Here is a 20591-nt window from a genome sequence, read left to right as displayed (position 1 = left end):
GCTGGCCTCTTCGCGGGGCAAGCCCGCTCCCACAGGTCTACCACAGGGCTCAAGGCTTGTGATGTCCCTGTGGGAGCGGGCTTGCCCGCGAAGAGGCCGGTGCAGCCCAGCGTTTAGTCGCGGTACTCGCACAGGTAAGCAGTGTCCACCGCTACCTTCAGCTGGAACTTGCTGTCAGCGGCCACATTGAACTTGTCGCCGGCCTTGAAGGTTTCCCAGTTGTCGCTACCCGGCAGCTTGACGGTCAGGGCACCGGAAACCACATGCATGATTTCGCGCTTGGCCGTGCCGAACTCGTATTCGCCCGGTGCCATCACACCCACGGTGGCCGGACCTTCTTCGCCCGCGAAAGCGATCGACTTGACGGTGCCGTTGAAGTACTCGTTGACCTGGAACATGGGCGACTCCTGAAAAGAGGGGGATGAAAAAGGGCTGGCCAGTATGCCCAAGGCCATCCCCGTCGTCATCTGCTTTCAGGTGCCGTTGGCTGGCAGGCTCAAGGGCAACAACCGGGCCGTGTTGCGCGCATCTTCCAGGGCCCTGTGCTGCTGCCCGCAAAAGTGCATGCCGGCCAGCTGCAAGGCGCCATTGAGGCCGGTCGGCCGCTGCAGGTGGCGGGCTTTGGCGAAGCGCTGCTTGAGGTTGATGTGCGGCACGTTGCGCAGCAGGCTGTCGAGCCCGTGCTGCTGCCATTCCTGCACCAGTTGCTGACGGTCGTAGTCCCCCCAGCTGACCCACGCCTGCAACTGCCCGCGGTGGTGCCCCAGCCAGCGTTCGAACCGTGCCCACACCTCAGGGAAGGCGGCGGCGCTGTCAACGCTGGCCTGGCTGATGTGCGTCAGTTCACGGCAGAACGGCGTCAGCTGTGGCCGCCGCCGGGGCCGTACGAAGCGCTGGAAGTGGTCGACTTCGCGGCCCTCGCGGGTCACCAGGCTTGCGCCGATTTCAATGATTTCCATCTCTGTGACCGGCCATCCACCATCGTCGGTGGTGGCTTCCAGGTCGATCACCAACCAATGGCCCATACCAGGCTCCCTTGCAGATCCTGCTAGAGCGTAGCCAAAGTCTGGCCTTACGGCACCCCCTGGCATTTTGCCGCCTGCTTTGGCGTAAAGACCAGCGACCAGCAGTTGTGCCCTGCCAGGAAAACGCCTAGCTTAGGCGCAACCAGGTACGAACCGTGATGAGTGTCTGTCTTGACTCCAGCGCCCGGCTTAAAGGCCTTGCCCACTTTGCTGATGCTGGCCGCGCTGTGGCTGGCGATACCGGGCTGGGCTGCCGACGCGATCGAAGTGAAGATCGGTGCCGCGCATTTCCCACCCTACACGGTGCGCCCTGAACAGGGGGCCGACACCGGCCTGTTGCCGCAACTGGTCCAAGCCCTGAACCGCTTCCAGCAGGGCTACCATTTTGTCCTGGTACCCACGTCGATTCAGCGGCGTTTTGGTGATTTTCAGCAGGGTCGCACCGACATGGCGATCTTCGAGAACCCGCAGTGGGGCTGGCAGCAGATTGCCCATCAGACGGTGGACATGGGCCTGGAAGACGCCGAGGTGTTCGTTGCCAGCAAGGCCAATGGCCGTGACCCGCACTACTTCGATGACCTGCGCGGCAAGCGGCTGGCGCTGTTCAACGGCTACCACTACGCCTTCGCCCGTTTCAACTCCGACCCGGATTACCTGCGCAAGGCCTTCAATGCGACGCTGACCTACTCCCACGACAGCAACCTGCTGATGGTGCAGGCAGACCGCGCCGACATCGCCCTGGTCACGCGCTCCTACCTGAGCGACTTTCTGGACCGTAACCCGGACAGCCAGGCGCAGTTGGTCGCCTCGCAGCGAATCGACCAGGTCTATCACCACTACGCCTTGCTGCGCCCCGGTGCGCCCATTGGCGAGCGATCGTTCGCGGCCCTGTTGCGTGCCCTGCGCGAGAACGGCGAGCTGACGCGTATCTTCCAGCCTTACCGGATCACGGTGCAGGTGCCGCGCGACTAAATTCCGGGGTCGCGGCAACGTTTCAGGGGTGAGCCTTCTCTTCATTTTCGTGAGCCAAGACCATGCCGTTCGATGCCGCTTCGCAGCCACTGTCACCGCCACGCTGGCGCAACCTCAGCGCCGATGAGGGCGACAGCTGGCTGAGCCTGACCCTTGAAGGGCGCCCACTGATCCAGCTGCGCCTGGCCCAGGGCGCGACCCTGGAGGTGCAGGTGCAAAGCCTTTGCCCAGAGCGCCCTTACCTGGCGTTGTGGGCCGCCTGTTACTGGCTGCTTTCGCGTGATGTCGCCTGCCAGCGCCTGGCCTGGCACCTGCCCGAGGTGCCGGCGCAAGCCCTGGTCAGTGGCCTGTTGCTGCAAGGCGAGCAGCCTGGCGTGTACCTGTGCGAACGTGCGCTGTTCTGGCAGTTGCCCCAGCCTTGGCTCGGCGAGTCGGTCACCGGGGTGTACCCGCAACAGATGCAGATCAGCAACGGCAAGCGCCACCCGCGCCGGGCGCCCAAGCCCCGTGGCGAAGTGTATCGGCGCTTCGATGCGCGCCTGGGTAGCTGGGTTTCGCTGCGCACTCTGGAGATTGACCAGGACCTGGAACGTTTCAACCGCTGGCAGAACAACCCGCGAGTCGATGCGTTCTGGCAGGAGAGCGGCGCGTTGCAGCAGCACCGCGAATACCTGGCAAAGCTCGAAGCCGACCCGCATACCCTCACGCTGATTGGCTGTTTCGACGACGAGCCGTTTGCCTACTTCGAGGCGTACTGGGCGAAAGAGGACCGTATTGCGCCGTTTTATGCGGCCGATGATTACGACCGGGGCATTCACATGCTGGTGGGGGAGGAGTCGCACCGTGGGCCGCACAAGGTGGCCAGCTGGCTATCGGCGCTGGTGCACTACCTGTTCCTCGATGACCCGCGCACCCAGCGGGTGGTGGCCGAGCCGCGTGCGGACAACGGCAAGATGATCGGCTACATGCACGACCAGTGCTTCCATTGCGAAAAAGAGTTCGATTTCCCGCACAAGCGCGCGGCGCTGATGATTCTGGGGCGGGAGCGGTTTTTCGATCGGTGCACGTTGGCCTGAGGGTGTTGGGGGCGCATCGCGCCCCCAGCTAATTCAAACATTCAAGCCTGGCGATTGGCCGTCTTGCGGCAGTGCACCAGGGCATCGCGGATCATGAAGTTGACCAAGGTCGGCGATACGCCCAGTTCTTTGGCGATGTCCTTTTGCGGCACGCCATGCAAACGGTACATCTCGAACGCATAACGGGTGCGCTGTGGCAGCTCGTTCAATGCTTCGGCGATGTCATCGAGGGCGGCCAGGTTGATGTGCGTGGCTTCGGGCGAGGCGTTCTGGATGACCACGTTCAGGCCTTCCTCCTCGCTGCCGGAGTACTTCAGCTCCATCGCCTGCTTGCGGTAGTGGTCGATGGCCAGGTTGCGCACGATCTGGAACAGGTAGCTCAGCTGCGCCTTGAATGACGAGGTGATCTGCGGGGCGGCACTGAGCCGGAAGAATGCATCCTGCACCACGTCTTCCGCGCGTGAGCGGCAACCGGTGATGCGCGCAGCAATCTTGACCAGAATGCTGCGATTGTCGACGAAGGCCTGGAGTAATGGTGAATCGCACTTACTTGTGGATAGTTGTTCCGCCATGGAAATCACCTTGTCACAGAGAGGAAGGGAGGCACCCAAGGTTGGGAAGCTTCCTGAGACGTGCGACAAGCTATTCAGAATGATAATGATTGTCAAATACGAAACGTAATTAGTATCTGTAAGTTTCGGTTCTAAGCAGTCGGCGTGAAACAGTTCACCTTTTGCCCTGCCTGCTACTGCGTTATCCGTTTAATTTCTTGCCCCGCCCATCCGTTCCCCTGTGTACATCCGGCCGCCGAGTGCTGCCCGCCGACGTGCGCGGCGCAGCCGGCCCGACTTCACCAGACACTGGCAGGAACACCCCATGACGGACGCCTTCGAACTCCCGCTCTCGCTGGTCCAGGCCCTGGCGCAACGCGCCGCGCAGACCCCGGACAAGATAGCCCTGCGCTTTCTGGCCGACGCTCCCGGTGAGCAGGCCGTGCTCAGCTATCGGGACCTGGACAGGCGCGCGCGCACCATCGCCGCCGCCTTGCAGGCCCGCGCCGGGTTCGGCGACCGTGCGGTGCTGCTGTTCCCCAGCGGGCCGGACTATGTCGCGGCGTTCTTTGGTTGCCTCTACGCCGGCGTTATCGCCGTGCCGGCGTACCCACCGGAATCCACCCGTCACCATCACCAGGAGCGCCTGCTGTCGATCATCGACGATGCCGAACCGCGCCTGCTGCTGACGGTAGCCGCGCTGCACGACAGCCTGCAGGGCCTGGAGGCGCTGACGGCAGCTAACGCCCCCGAGCTGCTGGCCGTGGATGGCCTTGAGTCGGCCTTGGCCGATGCCTGGCGCGAACCTACCCTGGCCGGCGACGACATTGCCTTCCTCCAGTACACCTCTGGCTCCACCGCATTGCCCAAGGGCGTGCAGGTCAGCCACGGCAACCTGGTGGCCAACGAGCAGTTGATCCGTCACGGCTTCGGCATTGCTGTGAACCCCGACGATGTCATCGTCAGCTGGCTGCCGCTGTACCACGACATGGGCCTGATCGGCGGCTTGCTGCAGCCAATCTTCAGCGGCGTGCCGTGCGTGCTGATGTCGCCAGGTTACTTCCTCGCCCGGCCACTGCGCTGGTTGCAGGCCATCAGCGAGTACGGCGGCACCATCAGCGGTGGCCCCGACTTCGCCTACCGTCTGTGCAGCGAGCGGGTCAGCGAGGCGTCCCTCGCCGGGCTCGACCTGAGCCGCTGGCGCGTGGCCTATTCCGGCTCCGAACCGATCCGCCAGGACAGCCTGGCAACCTTCGCCGACAAGTTCCAGGCCTGTGGCTTCGACCCGCAGAGCTTCTTCGCCAGCTATGGCCTGGCCGAGGCGACCCTGTTCGTCAGCGGCAGCCGCCGTGGCCAGGGCATCGGCGCCCTGTCGCTGGACGCCGAGGCCTTCGCTGCCAACCGCGCCGAAAACGGCAGCGGCAGCGTGCTGATGAGCTGTGGCTACCCGCAGCCAGGGCATGCGGTTCGCATTGTCGAGCCCCAGCGCCTTGAACAACTGGGCGACAACCAGGTCGGTGAGATTTGGGCGGGTGGCCCGAGCATCGCCCTGGGCTACTGGCGCAACCCCGAGGCCAGCGCCCGCACCTTCGTCGAGCGGGATGGCCAGACCTGGTTGCGTACCGGCGACCTGGGTTTCATGCGCGAGGGTGAAGTGTTCGTCACTGGGCGTTTGAAAGACATGCTCATCGTCCGTGGCCAGAACCTCTACCCGCAAGACCTTGAGAAGACCCTGGAGCGTGAAGTCGATGTGCTGCGCAAAGGCCGCGTGGCGGTATTTGCCGTGGACCACCAGGGCGAGGAGGGCATCGGCGTGGCGGTGGAGATCAGCCGCAACGTGCAAAAAGCCGTCGACCCTCAGGCACTGATCAAGACCCTGCGCCAGGTCATTGCCGATGCCTGCCGCCAGGCGCCGGCCGTGGTCCTGCTGCTTAACCCGGGCGCACTGCCCAAGACCTCCAGCGGCAAGCTGCAACGCTCGGCCTGCCGCCAGCGCATGGACGATGGCAGCCTCGACTGTTACGCGCGCTTCCCCGAGGCCTGCGAGCAACACGCAGGCGGCGCTGTGGTCGATGATCTGCAGGCCCGTATCGCTGCGGTGTGGCGCGACGTGCTCAAGGTTGAAGCCGTGGCGGCGGACGACCACTTCCTGCTGCTGGGTGGCAACTCCATCGCAGCCACCCAGGCCACGGCGCGCCTGGCGGATGAGCTGGGTGTCAACCTGAGCCTGCGTAGCTTGTTCGAAGCCCCGCTGCTGGGCGAGTACAGCGCTGCGGTCGCTGCGATCCTCGCTGAAGGCGGGGCCCAAGCCCATGCCATCACCACCCTGGGCCGCGATCAATCGGTGCCGCAATCGCTGGCACAGAACCGCCTGTGGCTGCTCTGGCAACTGGAACCGCAATCGGCGGCCTACAACATTCCGGCCGGCCTGCACCTGCGCGGTGAACTGGACGTTGCCGCGCTGGAGGCTGCCTTCCAGGCCCTGGTGGCACGCCATGAATCGCTGCGCACGGTGTTCAGCGAAACGGATGGCCAAGCCCTGCAGCGGATTCACCCGCAACAGCCGTTCAGCCTGCGTCGCCTGGACCTCGAAGGCCAGCCCGCCGAACGGATTGCAGCGTGCCGCGAGGAAGAGGCCCAGCAGCCGTTCGACCTCAGCCAAGGCCCACTGCTGCGCGTGACCCTGGCGCGCCTGGACGATGAAGACCACCAACTGTGGGTGACGCTGCACCACATCGTCGCCGATGGCTGGTCGCTGAACATCTTGCTCGACGAGTTCGCCAAACTGTACGCCGCGCACTGCCAGGGCCAAACGGCCAACCTGGCGCCGCTGCCACTGGGTTACGCCGACTACGGCACCTGGCAACGGCAATGGCTGGCCGACGGCGAGGCCGAGCGCCAGTTGCACTACTGGAAAGCCAAGCTGGGTGATGAACTGCCAGTGCTTGACCTGTGCACCGACCAGCCCCGCGCCAGCCAGCGTGACAAACGCGCGGCGCGCTACCACCTGAAGGTGCCGGCCAAACTGACCGAAGCGCTCAAGGGCCTTGCCCGCGAGCAGCAGGCGAGCCTGTTCATGGTGCTGTTGGCCGGCTGGCAAAGCGTGCTGCACCGCTACACTGGCCAGGCAGACATCCGCGTCGGCGTGCCCAATGCCAACCGCCCGCGCCTCGAAACCCAAGGCCTGGTCGGTTTCTTCATCAACAGCCAGGTGCTGCGTGCGCAATTGCATGGCCGCTTGCCCTTCGAGCAACTGCTGGCCCAGGCCCGTCAGGCCACCCTGGAGGCCCAGGCCAATCAGGACCTGCCGTTCGAACAACTGCTCGAAGCCTTGCCCGAAGCCCGCGAGCAGGGCCTGTTCCAGGTCATGTTCAACCACCAGCAGCGCGACCTTTCGGCGCTGCGGCGCTTGCCTGGCCTGCTTGCCGACGAATTGCCCTGGCACAGCCGCGAAGCCAAGTTCGACCTGCAACTGCACAGCGAAGAGGACCATCAAGGCCGCCTGACTTTGGCCTTCGACTATGCCGCCGAACTGTTCGAGGCCAGCACCGTAAAACGCCTCGCCGCCCACCTGTTGGCGTTGCTGGAGCAGGTGTGCGCCCAGCCGCAGCTAGCGCTGGGCGAGGTGCAGTTGCTCGATGAACACCACCGCGCACAGCTGCTCGGCTGGGGCCAGGCAGCGGCTGCGGTGCCTCAGCGTCTGTTGGTCGAGCAGCTCAACGAACAGGCCCGGCTGACCCCGCAGCGCACGGCGCTGGCCTGGCAGGGCGGCAGCCTCGACTACGCCGAGTTGCACCAGCAGGCCAACCGCCTGGCCCATTACCTGCGTGACAAAGGCGTCGGCCCCGACACCTGCGTGGCCATCGCCGTCGAGCGTTCGCCGCAGTTGCTGGTCGGCCTGCTGGCCATCCTCAAGGCCGGCGGCGCTTACGTGCCGCTGGACGTGGACTACCCGGCCGAGCGCCTGGCCTACATGCTCGGCGACTGTAATGCCAGCCTGCTGTTGAGCCACAGCGGCCTGCTGGGCAAGCTACCGCAGGTCGAAGGCGTCAGCGCCATCGCCCTGGACCAGTTGCACCTGGACAGCTGGCCCAGCCATGCCCCCGGCCTGCACCTGCACGGCGACAACCTGGCCTACGTGATCTACACCTCGGGCTCCACCGGCCAGCCCAAGGGCGTGGGCAATACCCATGCGGCCCTGGCCGAACGCCTGCAATGGATGCAGGCCACCTACGCGCTGAACGACAGCGACGTGCTGATGCAAAAATCGCCGATCAGCTTCGACGTCTCGGTGTGGGAATGCTTCTGGCCACTGATCACCGGCTGCAAACTGGTGCTGGCAGGCCCTGGCGAACACCGCGACCCACAGCGCATAGCCGCACTGGTGCAGCAGCATGGCGTGACCACGTTGCACTTCGTGCCGCCGCTGTTGCAGGTGTTTGTGCAGGAGCCGCAGGCAGCGGCATGCACCAGCCTGCGTTGGCTGTTCTCCGGGGGCGAGGCGTTGTCGGCCAGCCTGCGAGACCGGGTGCTGCAATTGCTGCCGCAGGTGCAACTGCATAACCGTTATGGCCCGACCGAAACCGCGATCAACGTCACCCACTGGCACTGCCAGGCCGAGGACGGCGAGCGTTCGCCGATCGGCCGCCCATTGGGCAACGTGCTGTGCCGTGTGCTGGACGCTGAACTGGAACTGACCGCCCCCGGCGTGCCGGGTGAGCTGTACCTGGGCGGCGCAGGCCTGGCCCGCGGTTACCTGGGCCGCCCGGGCCTGACCGCCGAGCGCTTCGTGCCCCTGGCCGATGGCGACGGCCAGCGTCTGTACCGCAGTGGTGACCGGGCCCGCTGGCAAGTCCAACTGCAGGCATTGGAATACCTTGGGCGTCTCGATCAGCAAGTGAAGGTGCGCGGTTTCCGCGTCGAGCCCGAGGAAGTCCAGGCCTGCCTGTTGGCGCTGCCAGGTGTCGAGCAGGCACTGGTGCTGATCCATAAGGACGCCGTGGGTGCGCAACTGGTCGGCTACTACAGCGGTGCGGCCGAACCGGCTGTACTGCTGGCCGCCTTGGCCGAGCAACTGCCGGCCTACATGGTGCCGGCGCAACTGATCCCGCTGGCACACTTGCCATTGGGCCCAAGCGGCAAGGTCGATCGCAAGGCGCTGCCCGCCCCGGTGTGGCAACAGCGCGAGCATGTCGAGCCGCAAAGTGCGTTGCAGCAACAGGTCGCCGCTATCTGGCGCGAAGTGCTGAACCTGCCGCGTGTAGGCCTGCAGGACGACTTCTTCGCCCTGGGCGGCCACTCGCTGCTCGCCACCCAGATCGTCTCGCGAACCCGTCAGGCGTGCGATGTCGAGCTGCCGCTCAAAGTGCTGTTCGAGGCCAGTGAGCTGGGTGCTTTCTGCATCGAGATCGCGCGCATCCGGGCTGCCGGCGAGCATAACCTGCAAGGCGAGATCGCCCGCGTCGACCGCCGCCAGGCGGTGCCGTTGTCGTACTCGCAACAGCGCATGTGGTTCCTTTGGCAGATGGAGCCAGACAGCCCCGCCTACAACGTCGGCGGCATGGCCCGCCTGCGTGGCGCGCTGCACGTGGACGCGTTCGAACGCGCGTTGCAGGCACTGATCGTGCGTCACGAAACCCTGCGCACCACCTTCCCCAGCATCGACGGCGTGGCGTACCAGTGCGTGGCCGAAGACAGTGGCCTGCAGCTCGACTGGCAGGACTTCAGCGCCTTGCCCGCCGAGGCCCGCCAGCAACGCCTGCAACAGCTGGCCGACGACCAGGCACACCAGCCGTTCGACCTGGAGCGCGGCCCGCTGCTGCGCGCCTGCCTGGTCAAGGCCGAGGAGCGTGAGCACTACTTCGTCCTGACCTTGCATCACATCGTCACCGAAGGCTGGGCCATGGACATCTTCGCCCGCGAGCTGGGCGAGCTGTACGAAGCCTTTGTCGATGATCGCGAATCGCCACTGACGCCGCTGCCGGTGCAATACCTGGACTACAGCGTGTGGCAGCGGCAATGGCTGGAAAGCGGCGAAGGCGCTCGGCAGTTGGCCTACTGGAAAGCCCGCTTGGGCGATGAGCACCCGGTATTGGCATTGCCGTCCGATCGCCCGCGCCCAGCGGTGCAGAGCCATCGTGGCGAGTTGTACCGCTTCGAGCTCGACCCAGCGCTGGTGGCCCGCGTGCACGCCTTCAACAGCCAGCGCGGGCTGACCCTGTTCATGACCATGACGGCCACCCTGGCGGCCTTGTTGCACCGCTACAGCGGCCAGCGTGATCTGCGCATCGGCGCGCCGGTGGCCAACCGTATCCGCCCGGAGAGCGAGGGGCTGATCGGCGCCTTCCTCAACACCCAGGTGCTGCGTTGCGAACTGGATGGCCAGATGACCGCCGCCATGCTGCTGGAGCAGATGCGCCAGGCCGCCATCGAAGGCCAGTCGCACCAGGACCTGCCTTTCGACCAGTTGGTCGAAGCCCTGCAACCACCGCGCAGCAGTGCCTACAACCCGTTGTTCCAGGTGATGTGCAACGTGCAGCGCTGGGCGTTCCAGCAAAGCCGCGAGCTGGCCGGTATGCAGGTCGATTACCTGGTCAACGACGCCAGTGCCACCAAGTTCGACCTGTACCTTGAAGTCACCGACCTTGATGGCCGCCTGGGCTGCTGCCTGACCTACAGCCGCGACCTGTTCGACGCGCCGCGCATTGCGCGCATGGCCGAACACTGGCAACAGTTGCTGGTCGGCCTGTTGGACGACCCGCAACAGCGCCTGTGCGAGCTGCCGATGCTGAGCGCGGGCGAGCAGCAGGTGCTGGTGGGCCAGTTGCAGGGCGAGCAGGGTTTCGCCCTCGACCAGACCTTGCACGGCCTGTTCGACGCCCAGGCTGCGCGCACACCGCACGCCCCTGCGCTGACCTTCGCTGGCCAGCACCTGAGCTACGCCGAGCTGGACCTGCGGGCCAACCGCCTGGCCCGCGCCCTGCGCGAGCGCGGGGTCGGCCCGCAGGTGCGCGTCGGCCTGGCCCTGGAGCGCTCGCTGGAAATGGTCATCGGCCTGCTGGCCATCCTCAAGGCGGGCGGTGCCTATGTGCCGCTCGACCCCGAGTACCCCCTCGACCGTTTGCGCTACATGATCGAAGACAGCCGTATCGGCCTGCTGCTCAGCCAACGCGCACTGCTCGAAAGCCTGGGCGAGCTGCCCGTCGGGGTGGCGTGCTGGAGCCTGGAAGACGATGCTGCAAGCTTGTCGGCCTTCAGCGATGCCGCGCTGGACAACCTCAACCTGCCGCAGCATCAGGCCTACCTGATCTACACCTCAGGCTCTACCGGCAAGCCCAAGGGCGTGGTGGTCAGCCACGGTGAAATCGCCATGCACTGCCAGGCCGTGATCGAGGCCTTCGGCATGCGCAGCGATGACTGCGAACTGCACTTCTACTCGATCAACTTCGACGCTGCCAGCGAACGCCTGCTGACCCCACTGCTGTGTGGTGCCCGTGTGGTGATACGGGCTCAGGGCCAGTGGGGCGCTGAAGAGATTTGCCAGCTGGTGCGTGAGCAGCAGGTGAGCATCCTTGGCTTTACCCCAAGCTACGGCAGCCAGTTGGCCCAGTACCTGGCCGGGCAGGGCGAGCAGTTGCCGGTGCGCCTGGTGATCACCGGCGGCGAGGCGCTGACCGGCGAGCACCTGCAGCGCATTCGCCAGGCGTTCGCGCCGCAGCAGTTCTTCAACGCCTACGGCCCGACCGAAACCGTGGTCATGCCGCTGGCTTGCCTGGCCCCACAAACGCTGTCGGCTGACATGGGCAGCGTGCCGATTGGCCGTGTGATCGGCACGCGCAGTGCCTACATCCTCGATGAGGACCTGGCCTTGCTGCCACAAGGTGGTATCGGCGAGCTGTACATCGGTGGTGCCGGCCTGGCCCAGGGGTATCACGACCGCCCGGGGCTGAGCGCCGAGCGCTTCGTGGCCGACCCGTTCAGCACCGAGGGTGGGCGCCTGTACCGCACCGGCGATCTGGTGCGCCTGGGCGTCGATGGGTTGGTGGAGTATGTCGGCCGTGCCGACCAGCAGGTGAAAATTCGCGGTTTCCGCATCGAGTTGGGCGAAATTGAAAGCCGCCTGCAGGCGCATGCCGATGTCGATGAGGCGGTGGTCCTGGCCCTCGACTTGCCGGGCGGCAAGCAACTGGTGGGTTACCTGGTGTGCAAGCAGGCCGGCGCTGGCAGCGAGGCCCAGGCCGCGCTGCGCGAAGCGGTCAAGGCCGATGCCCGTCAGCAGTTGCCGGACTACATGGTGCCTGCGCACCTGGTGTTGCTCGACAGCCTGCCGCTGATGGGTAACGGCAAGCTCGACCGCAAGGCGCTGCCGCTGCCGGACCTGGAACAGGCGCAGCAGCGTTACCAGGCCCCAGGCAGCGAAGTGGAGGCGCAGCTGGCGAACATCTGGCGCGATGTGCTCAACGTTGCCCGTGTCGGCGTGCAGGACAACTTCTTCGAGCTGGGTGGCGACTCGATTCTGTCGATCCAGGTGGTCAGCCGTGCCCGTCAGCTGGGCCTGCAGTTCACCCCGCGTGACCTGTTCCAGCACCAGACCATCCAGACCTTGGCCAGCGTGGTCAGCCTGAGCGCCGCGCCAAGCAGCATCGAGCAGGGCCTGCGCCAGGGGCAAACCGGGCTGACGCCGATCCAGCACTGGTTCTTCGACAGCGAAGTGGCCCAGCCCCAGCACTGGAACCAGGCGGTGTTGCTGGAGGCGCGTCAGCCTCTGGATGGCGCCGCCCTGGAGCAGGCCCTGGCCGCGCTGGTGCAGCATCACGACACCCTGCGCCTGCGCTTCAGCCAGGCCAATGGCCGCTGGCAGGCCGAGTACGCCCAGCCTGTCGCTCCGTCGTTGCTGTGGGCGGCCACGGTCGCCGACTTCGGCGAGTGCCAGGCGTTGTACACCGACTTGCAGCGCAGCCTCGACCTGGCACAAGGCCCACTGTTGCGCGCCTTGCTGGTGACGGACGGGCAGGGCCGCCAACGCTTGCTGCTGGCGATCCATCACCTGGTGGTCGATGGTGTGTCCTGGCGCGTGCTGCTTGAAGACTTGCAGGCGCTGTACCGTGGCCAGTCGCTGGCGGCCAAGACCCACACCTTGGGCGATTGGGCCGCACGCCTGGCCAGCTATGCCGGTAGCGATTCGCTGCGCGATGAGCTGGACTGGTGGCACGGCCAGCTCGGCACGGTGCGCCACGAACTGCCGTGTGATCACCCGCAGGGCGGCAACCTGCACCGCCACGCCCGTACCCTGGCCATCGGCCTGGATGCCGAGCAGACCCGACAGTTGCTGCAACAGGCGCCGGCGGCCTACCACACTCAGGTCAACGACCTGCTGTTGACGGCCCTGGCCCGAACCTTGTGCCGTTGGAGTGGTGACGGCGAGGTGCTGGTACAGCTCGAAGGCCATGGCCGCGACGGGCTGTTCGAGGACATGGACCTGACCCGCAGCGTCGGCTGGTTCACCAACGCCTACCCGCTGAGCCTTTGCCCGGTGCTGGGTGATGACGATGCCGCTCGCGCCAGCTCGATCAAACGGGTCAAGGAGCAACTGCGCCAAGTGCCGCACAAAGGCCAGGGCTATGGCGTGCTGCGCTACCTGGCCGACGAGGCCGGGCGTGAGCGCATGGCCGCACTGCCGCAGGCACGGATCACCTTCAACTACCTGGGGCAGTTCGACCAGCAGTTTGACGCCGATGCGCTGTTCCAGCCGCTGGACGCACCGGTGGGCCTGGCCCATGACCTGGAGGCGCCGCTGCCCAACTGGTTGAGTGTCGATGGCCAGGTCTATGCCGGCGCCCTGCAGTTGCGCTGGACCTACAGCGCCGAACGCTACGACGAGCAGACCATCGCCACCCTGGCCGAAGGCTACCGCCAGGAGCTGTTGGCACTGGTCGGCCATTGCCTGGCCGACGGCAACGGCAGCTTCACGCCATCGGACTTCCCGTTGGCGCACCTGACCCAGGAGCAGATCGACAGCTTGCCGGTCGCCGCCGCCGAGATCGACGATGTCTACCCGCTGACACCGATGCAGGAAGGCATGCTGCTGCACACCCTGCTGGAGCCGGGCACCGGCATCTACTACATGCAGGACCGCTACCGCATCAACAGCGCGCTCGACCCCGAACGCTTCGCCCAGGCCTGGCAGGCGGTGGTGGCGCGTCATGAGGCACTGCGGGCGTCGTTCAGCTGGAACGCCGGCGAGGCGATGCTGCAGATTATCCACAAGCCGGGCAAGACGGCAGTGGATTACCAAGACTGGCGCGGCCTCGACGACAGCGCCCAGGAAGCGCGCCTGCAAGCCTTGCACAAGCAAGAGCGTGAGGCCGGTTTCGAACTGCTGCGAGAAGCGCCGTTCCACCTGCGCCTGGTGCGGGTCGCCGATGAGCGCTACTGGTTCATGATGAGCAACCACCACATCCTCATCGATGCCTGGTGCCGCTCGTTGCTGATGAACGACTTCTTCGAGGTCTACCAGGCCCTGGGTGAAGGCCGCCCGACCCAGTTACCGGTACCGCCGCGCTACCGTGACTACATCGGCTGGCTGCAACGCCAGGACCTGAACGAAGCGCGCCAGTGGTGGCAGGCCAACCTGGTCGGCTTCGAACGGGCCACGGCGGTCCCCAGTGACCGCCCGTTGCGCCACGACCACGCCGGTGACGGCATGATCGTCGGCGACTGCTACACCCGCCTGGACATCAGTGACGGTGTGCGTTTGCGTGAACTGGCCCAGGCCCATCAGCTGACCATCAACACCTTCGCCCAGGCGGCCTGGGCCCTGGTGCTGGCCCGCTACAGCGGCGAGCGCGACGTGGCCTTCGGCGTCACCGTGGCCGGGCGCCCGGTGAGCATGCCGCAGATGCAGCGCACCGTCGGCCTGTTCATCAACAGCATCGCCTTGCGTGTGCAGTTGCCAACGGCAGGCGAGCGCTGCAGCGTGCGCCAGTGGCTGCAAGGCCTGCTTGAGCACAACATGGAAGTGCGCGAGTACGAGTACCTGCCGCTGGTGGCGATTCAGGAATGCAGCGAACTGCCCAAGGGCCAGCCGCTGTTCAACAGCCTGTTCGTGTTCGAGAACGCGCCGGTGGAAACTGCGGTGCTCGACCATGCGCAGCACCTCAACGCCAGCTCCGACTCGGGCCGTACCCACACCAACTTCCCGTTGACGGCGGTGTGCTACCCCGGTGATGACCTGGGCCTGCACCTGTCGTTCGACCAGCGCTACTTCGACTTTTCGACCGTCGAACGTCTGCTGGCCGAGTTCAAGCGCCTGCTGTTGGCGTTGGTGCAGGGCTTCGAAGGGGAGGTGAGCAACCTGCCGCTGCTGGGTGCCGAAGAACAACGCTTCCTGCTTGAAGACTGCAACCGCACCGAGCACGCCTACGCGCTGGAGCAGAGCTATGTCGAGCAGTTCGAAGCACAGGTCACTGCGCACCCGCAGCGCACCGTGGCACGTTGCCTTGAGGCGTCTTTTGACTACGCGGGCCTGAACCTTGCGGCCAACCGCCTGGGCCATGCCTTGATCGGCGCTGGCGTGACAGTCGATCAGCCGGTTGCGCTGTTGGCCGAACGCGGCTTGCCGCTGCTGGGCATGATCGTCGGCAGCTTCAAGGCAGGTGCCGGTTACCTGCCGCTGGACCCTGGCCTGCCGACCGCGCGCCTGCAGCGCATCGTCGCGCTCAGCCGCACACCGGTGCTGGTGTGCAGCGCGGCCTGTGCCGAGCAGGGCCGGCAGTTGCTCGACGAACTGGGTGGTGTGGCGCGGCCAAAGTTGCTGGTGTGGGAAGACATCCAGGCAAGCAACGTCGCCAGCCACAACCCCGGTATCCAAAGCGGGCCGGATAACCTCGCCTACGTCATCTACACCTCAGGCTCCACCGGGTTGCCCAAAGGGGTGATGGTCGAGCAGCGCGGCATGCTCAACAACCAGCTCAGCAAGGTGCCTTACCTGGCCCTGAGCGAACAGGACGTGATCGCCCAGACCGCTTCGCAGAGCTTTGACATTTCGGTCTGGCAGTTCCTGGCCGCACCGTTGTTCGGCGCCAGGCTGGAGATCGTGCCCAATGCCATCGCCCATGATCCGCAGGGCCTGCTGGCACATGTCCAGGCCACCGGCATCACCGTGCTGGAAAGCGTACCGTCGCTGATCCAGGGCATGCTGGCCAACGATCACCAGGCCCTCGACGGCCTGCGCTGGATGCTGCCGACCGGCGAGGCCATGCCACCGGAGCTGGCCGCGCAATGGCTGCAGCGTTACCCCGATATCGGCCTGGTCAATGCCTACGGCCCGGCGGAGTGCTCGGACGACGTGGCGTTCTTCCGTGTCGATGTCGAGTCCACTCGCGGCAGTTACCTGCCGATTGGTACCCCGACCGACAACAACCGCCTGTATCTGTTCGGCGAGGACCAGGCGTTGGTGCCCTTGGGCGCGGTTGGCGAGCTGTGTGTTGCCGGTACCGGCGTGGGCCGTGGCTATGTCGGCGACCCGGTGCGTACCGCCATGGCCTTCATCCCGCATCCCCATGGCGCGCCGGGCGAGCGCCTGTACCGCACCGGCGACCTGGCGCGCCAGCGTCCGGACGGTGTGCTGGAGTATGTGGGCCGGATCGATCACCAGGTGAAGATCCGCGGCTATCGCATCGAATTGGGCGAGATCGAGGCGCGTCTGCACGAACAAGCCGAGATCCGTGATGCTGCAGTTGGCGTGCAGGAAGGCGTCAACGGCAAACATCTGGTCGGCTACCTGGTGGCCCACCAGGGCGTCACCCCTGATGCGGCGTTGCTCGAACAGATCAAGCAGCGTCTGCGCGCGGCATTGCCCGAGTACATGGTGCCCCTGCATTGGGGCTGGTTCGACAGCCTGCCGCACAACGCCAACGGCAAGCTCGACCGCAAGGCACTGCCGGCCATCGATATCGGCGGGCAGCACAGCCAAGCCTACCAGGCGCCGCGCAACGAGCTGGAAACGGTGTTGGCCGGTATCTGGGCCGATGTGCTCAAGGCTGAACGGGTGGGGGTACACGACAACTTCTTCGAGCTGGGCGGGCATTCGCTGCTGGCCACGCAGATCGCTTCGCGGGTGCAGAAGCAGTTGCAGTTGAATGTACCGCTGCGGGCGATGTTCGAGTGCAGCACGGTGGAGGAGCTGGCGGTGTATGTGGAGGGGTTGCAGGGGAGTGTGCTGGATGACGACAAGGTCGACCGGCTTAGTGACCTGATGGCGGAGCTCGAGGGGCTGTAGGGTTAGGGTTTCGCCTTGAGTTTTGCAGGGCGGCGGAAATCGAGCGCCGCCCACGCGGCGCTTCGCGGGGCAAGCCCGCTCCCACATTTGTTTCGGGCCAATCACTCCTGAGTCATTGGCGCGCGCCCCCTGTTTGTCCCATTGGATATCGAAGGGTAAGCATTTGCTCTTCTTCTATTTCCAGCCATGCGCCAAGGGTGCGCGCGCGGAAGGCACAGGCGAAACTGGCCCGAAACAAATGTGGGAGCGGGCTTGCCCCGCGAAGCGCCGCGTGGGCGGCGCTCGATTTCCGCCTCACTGCAAAACTCAAGACATGCGCTAGCGTTTGCCGAGAATCTTCCCAAGCATCTCCGGCCGTGGTGCGCCTTGCTGGCTCTGCAAGTTGCCCTGCTCATCCTGATAGAAGATCGCCGGGGTCGCCTGCAGCCCCATTTCTTCCATCAACGCCATGTTCGCCGCCAGCTTCTGCTGCACGGCTTCTGGCACCTTCTCCAGCGGCTTGAGCGTACTGGCCTTGCCGGCCTTCTCGTGCTCTGCCAATGCCTTGGCCGGGTCTTTTGCGGCCAGCAATGCCGCCGACTTGGCGGGGCTGTCCTCGCGAATGATGCCAACCATGATGTGGCGCAGTTGCACCTTGCCCGACGCCACCCATGGCCGTGCCTGCTCCCAGAACATATTGCAGTACGGGCAGTTGGGGTCGCTGAACAGGTACACCTTGCGCGGCGCATCAGCCTTACCATCGGCGATCCAGGACGTTTTCTCCATCTTCGCCCAGATTTCTTTGCTCATCGGCCCGTACACCAGTTTTTCCAGCGGTGCGGCGCTGAGGTCTTTGCCTTGTTCATCGAACAGGCTACCGACCAGCACATGCTTGCCATCAGGCGTCAGGTACAGGGCGATGCCGTTGTTCTGGTATTCGGCGGCGTAGCCGCGCAGGCCATCGGGGGCGTCGAAGCTGCCCTTGATCACGGCGCCCTTGGCTTGCAGTTGCTGGATCGCCATGGGCAGGGCTTCTTCGGCGTGCAGGGGCGGGGTGGCCAGCAGGGCCAGGGACAGGGGCAGCAGTGCAGTCAATCGCATGTCAGTTTCCTTGTGCGGCAGGGGTGGGCACGGCGGCCCGGTCGAAGGGTTCCAGGGCATGGCGCAGGCTTGCCCGGGACAGCTCGCCAAGGTGGCTGCCGATCAGCCGCCCGTCACTGTCGTAGAACAGCGTGGTGGGCAGCGCCATCGAGCCGACGCGCTGGGCCAGTTGGCCGGCGCCGTCGAACAGCACGTGGGTCAGGCTCAAGCCGGTGGTGGCGAGGAAGGTGCTGACATTCTCGGGCGTCTCACCCTGGTTGACGAAGATGAAGGTCACGTGGGGATAGTCGCCCTGGGCCTGTTGCAGCACCGGCATTTCGCGCCGGCAAGGCGGGCACCAGGTGGCCCAGATGTTGATGACCAGTGGCTTGCCACGGTAGCTGTGCAGCGCCACGGGTTGCCCGCCGGCGTTGCGCAGGCTCAGTTCAGGCAGTTCGGTGCCTTTGCTGTACAAATGGCTGCCCAGGCTACTCAGGCCCCAGAACAGCGCGCCGCTGAACAATGCCCAGCCCAGCGGGCGGCGCAGGCCAGGCTGACGCCAGCCTTGCCAGAGCGCCGCAAGCACGATACCGGCAAGGCCAGACCAGAACAGGAAGCCCCCGTCGCGGATGTCGATGACTTGCACCCAGTCGTCCCGGTACATCGGCCAGTAAGCCACGACGAAGCCCAGGCGCGCGCACAGCACTCCGATCAGAAACAGGTTGAACAGTGCCGACTCCGGGCTTTCGCCGCCGCGTCGGGCGACCCACCAGCCGACCACGCTTGCGATCACCAGGGCGGTGAGCATCAGCAGGTGGTTGAGGGCCATGGTCAATGGCCCGAGGGTTACGGTCAGCATCAGCCTTGGCTCCTGGTCTGGGTCCAGTGTTGCAGGAACGCGGCGGCATCCACTTCACCGGTGATGCGCCGCGCGCGGCGTTCGTCGCCTTCCGGGCCGACCCAGAGGATGCTGGGCGGGCCGGGTACCTGGTAGCGTTGCAACAATGCCTTGCTCGCCGGAGTGTCGGCGGTGACGTCCAGGCGCAGCAGGTGCACGCCGGCCAGGCTGGCTTGCACGTCGGCGCGGGTGAAGACGGTTTTTTCCATGACCTTGCACGACACGCACCAGTCGGCATAGTAGTCGACCATCACCCACTGGCCACGGGCCTTGGCCGCGTCCAGCTCGCGTTGCAGGTCTTCGGGGCGGCTGACGGTGACGAATGCATCCTCTGCGTGTTGCGCGGCCGCAGGGGCAGTGCCCCCGGCGAACGGTCGCAGGGGTTGCCAAAGGTCATCGCCCCCAGCCGCCGCACCGACCAGCAGCAGCCCGCCCCAGAGTGCGCCCAGCAACGGCACCGCGCGAAGCGCAGGCATACGGTGCAGGGCCGGCCACGCGGCCCAGGCCAGGGCGATCAGCCAGGCGCCGCTCAGGGCCAGCAGCAGGGCCTCTGGCAGCAAGCTGCGCACGGTGTACAGAGCCATGGCCAGGAACACGAAGCCGAATACACCTTTGACCAAGTTCATCCACGCGCCTGGGCGTGGCAGGTAGCGATTGCCCAAGGTCACCAGCAACAGCAGTGGCACGCCCATGCCCAGGCCCAGGCTGAACAACACCAGCGCGCCTTGCAGCACGTCGCCGCTCTGGGCGATGTACAGCAGCGCGCCGGCCAGCGGTGCGGTCATGCACGGGCCGAGCAGCAAGCCGGAGAGTGCGCCGAGCAACGCCGCACCGTACAGATTACCGCCACGGGTGCCTTGCCCCGCGCGGTCGAGGCGGTCGCGCAGGGCGGCTGGCAATTGCAGCTCGAAGGCGCCGAACATTGGCAGGGCCAGCAACACGAACAGTGCCGCCAGGCTGCCCAGCAGCCAGGGTTGCTGCAACCAGGCCTGCAGGCTGGCGCCGAGCAGCGCGGCGACCACCCCCAGGGCGGCATACACCAACGCCATGCTCAGCACGTAGACACCGGCCAGCAGCCAGCCGCGCCGGGCGCTGGCGCCATTGCCCAGCACCAGCCCGGCGAGGATCGGCAGCATCGGCAGCGAGCAGGGGGTAAAGGCCAGCAGCAGGCCAAGGCCGAAGAAGGCCAGCAGGCCCCATGCCAGGTTGCCCTGTTGCAGGTCGCTGGCCAGGGCTTGGTCGCTGGCCTGATCGGCGGCGGGCGCCACGCTGCCGCCCAGGTCGATGGCAGTGGTCTGCGGCGGGTAGCACAGGCCAGCGTCGGCACAGCCTTGCCACCCAAGGCGCAGCTGGCCTTGCGCGCTGGCGGGGATCAGCAGTTCGAGCTGGTCGCGGTACACCGCGCTGTCGCCGAAGAATTCGTCATGGTGATTGAGCGCAGGCGGCAGTTGTGGCTGCTGCTCGGCGCTCAGGCCGTCGAACTTCAGGCGCTTCTGGTACAGGTAGTAGCCTTGCTTGATCTGGAAGAACAGGCGCATCTGGCCGTCGGGTTGGCGGTCGTGACTCAGCACAAAGGCCTGGTCGACCGGCAGGAAGTCGGATTTGACCTCGAATGGGTTGGCTTGCAGGGGGCCGGCCAGCAGGAATGTCAGGAAGAGTAAGAGGGCGCGCATGTCTTCGCCTTGGCAGTACGTTGAAGTTGGCCATGCTGGCCTGGGTCGATTAACCCAA

General features: G+C 65.7%; 9 protein-coding genes. 3 read left to right on the top strand and 6 right to left on the bottom strand.

Annotation, left to right across the window (positions count from 1 at the left end; all coding sequences use genetic code 11):
* Positions 1-113 precede the first annotated feature (113 nt).
* Both ppnP and ACSSU5_RS02545 read right to left on the bottom strand, forming a co-directional pair.
* Positions 114-398: a pyrimidine/purine nucleoside phosphorylase gene (gene ppnP / locus ACSSU5_RS02550; protein ID WP_043203870.1), complete on the bottom strand. Its 285-nt coding sequence runs from the start codon at positions 396-398 to the stop codon at positions 114-116.
* A 75-nt stretch (positions 399-473) separates the two neighbouring features.
* The gene (locus tag ACSSU5_RS02545) at positions 474-1025 is read right to left on the bottom strand and encodes a 3'-5' exonuclease (RefSeq protein ID WP_264312288.1); all 552 of its coding nucleotides are present in this window, start codon (positions 1023-1025) and stop codon (positions 474-476) included.
* A gap of 171 nt (positions 1026-1196) precedes the next feature.
* Here ACSSU5_RS02545 and ACSSU5_RS02540 point away from each other — a divergent pair, with 171 nt between their 5' ends.
* Positions 1197-1997 carry a substrate-binding periplasmic protein gene (locus ACSSU5_RS02540; protein WP_492560529.1) on the top strand — a complete coding sequence of 267 codons (801 nt, stop codon included), beginning with the start codon at positions 1197-1199 and terminating at the stop codon, positions 1995-1997.
* Between the two features lie 62 nt (positions 1998-2059).
* Positions 2060-3073, top strand: a complete 1014-nt coding sequence (locus tag ACSSU5_RS02535) for a GNAT family N-acetyltransferase (RefSeq protein WP_492560528.1) — start codon at positions 2060-2062, stop codon at positions 3071-3073.
* Between the two features lie 41 nt (positions 3074-3114).
* On the opposite strand, the gene ACSSU5_RS02530 is transcribed toward ACSSU5_RS02535, so the two are convergent.
* Entirely contained in the window at positions 3115-3645 is a 531-nt protein-coding gene (locus ACSSU5_RS02530; RefSeq protein WP_201207791.1) for an RNA polymerase factor sigma-70, read from the bottom strand.
* Between the two features lie 304 nt (positions 3646-3949).
* Between ACSSU5_RS02530 and ACSSU5_RS02525 the strand changes: the two genes are divergently transcribed.
* A complete protein-coding gene (locus ACSSU5_RS02525; RefSeq protein WP_492560527.1) occupies positions 3950-16903 on the top strand; it encodes a non-ribosomal peptide synthetase in 12954 nt (4317 codons plus the stop codon).
* Positions 16904-17221: 318 nt separating this feature from the next.
* Here the strand turns inward: ACSSU5_RS02525 and dsbG are convergent, their stop codons facing one another.
* Genes dsbG through dsbD form a run of 3 tightly spaced genes read right to left on the bottom strand, consistent with a single transcriptional unit; the run spans position 17222 to position 20533 of the window.
* Positions 17222-17983 carry a thiol:disulfide interchange protein DsbG gene (dsbG, locus tag ACSSU5_RS02520; protein WP_492560526.1) on the bottom strand — a complete coding sequence of 254 codons (762 nt, stop codon included), beginning with the start codon at positions 17981-17983 and terminating at the stop codon, positions 17222-17224.
* A gap of 1 nt (position 17984) precedes the next feature.
* A complete protein-coding gene (locus ACSSU5_RS02515) occupies positions 17985-18821 on the bottom strand; it encodes a TlpA family protein disulfide reductase (RefSeq protein WP_492560525.1) in 837 nt (278 codons plus the stop codon).
* Positions 18821-20533 (bottom strand): protein-disulfide reductase DsbD, encoded by a 1713-nt coding sequence (gene dsbD / locus ACSSU5_RS02510; protein ID WP_264312294.1) that lies wholly within the window; start codon positions 20531-20533, stop codon positions 18821-18823. Before dsbD ends, ACSSU5_RS02515 begins: the two co-directional genes overlap by 1 nt.
* Between the last annotated feature and the right edge of the window lie 58 nt (positions 20534-20591).

This window comes from Pseudomonas sp. E1MeOHC2, assembly GCF_058745025.1.
Note: the sequence above shows the minus strand (reverse complement) of the source record. Positions and strands in the feature narration are given on the sequence as shown.

Bases quoted from the DNA above. Each gene is read 5' to 3' on its own strand.
- dsbD (WP_264312294.1), bottom strand. From the start codon at position 20,533: ATGCGCGCCCTCTTACTCTTCCTGACATTCCTGCTGGCCGGCCCCCTG.
- ACSSU5_RS02515 (WP_492560525.1), bottom strand. From the start codon at position 18,821: ATGCTGACCGTAACCCTCGGGCCATTGACCATGGCCCTCAACCACCTG.
- ACSSU5_RS02535 (WP_492560528.1), top strand. From the start codon at position 2,060: ATGCCGTTCGATGCCGCTTCGCAGCCACTGTCACCGCCACGCTGGCGC.
- ACSSU5_RS02525 (WP_492560527.1), top strand. From the start codon at position 3,950: ATGACGGACGCCTTCGAACTCCCGCTCTCGCTGGTCCAGGCCCTGGCG.
- ppnP (WP_043203870.1), bottom strand. From the start codon at position 398: ATGTTCCAGGTCAACGAGTACTTCAACGGCACCGTCAAGTCGATCGCT.
- ACSSU5_RS02545 (WP_264312288.1), bottom strand. From the start codon at position 1,025: ATGGGCCATTGGTTGGTGATCGACCTGGAAGCCACCACCGACGATGGT.
- dsbG (WP_492560526.1), bottom strand. From the start codon at position 17,983: ATGCGATTGACTGCACTGCTGCCCCTGTCCCTGGCCCTGCTGGCCACC.
- ACSSU5_RS02530 (WP_201207791.1), bottom strand. From the start codon at position 3,645: ATGGCGGAACAACTATCCACAAGTAAGTGCGATTCACCATTACTCCAG.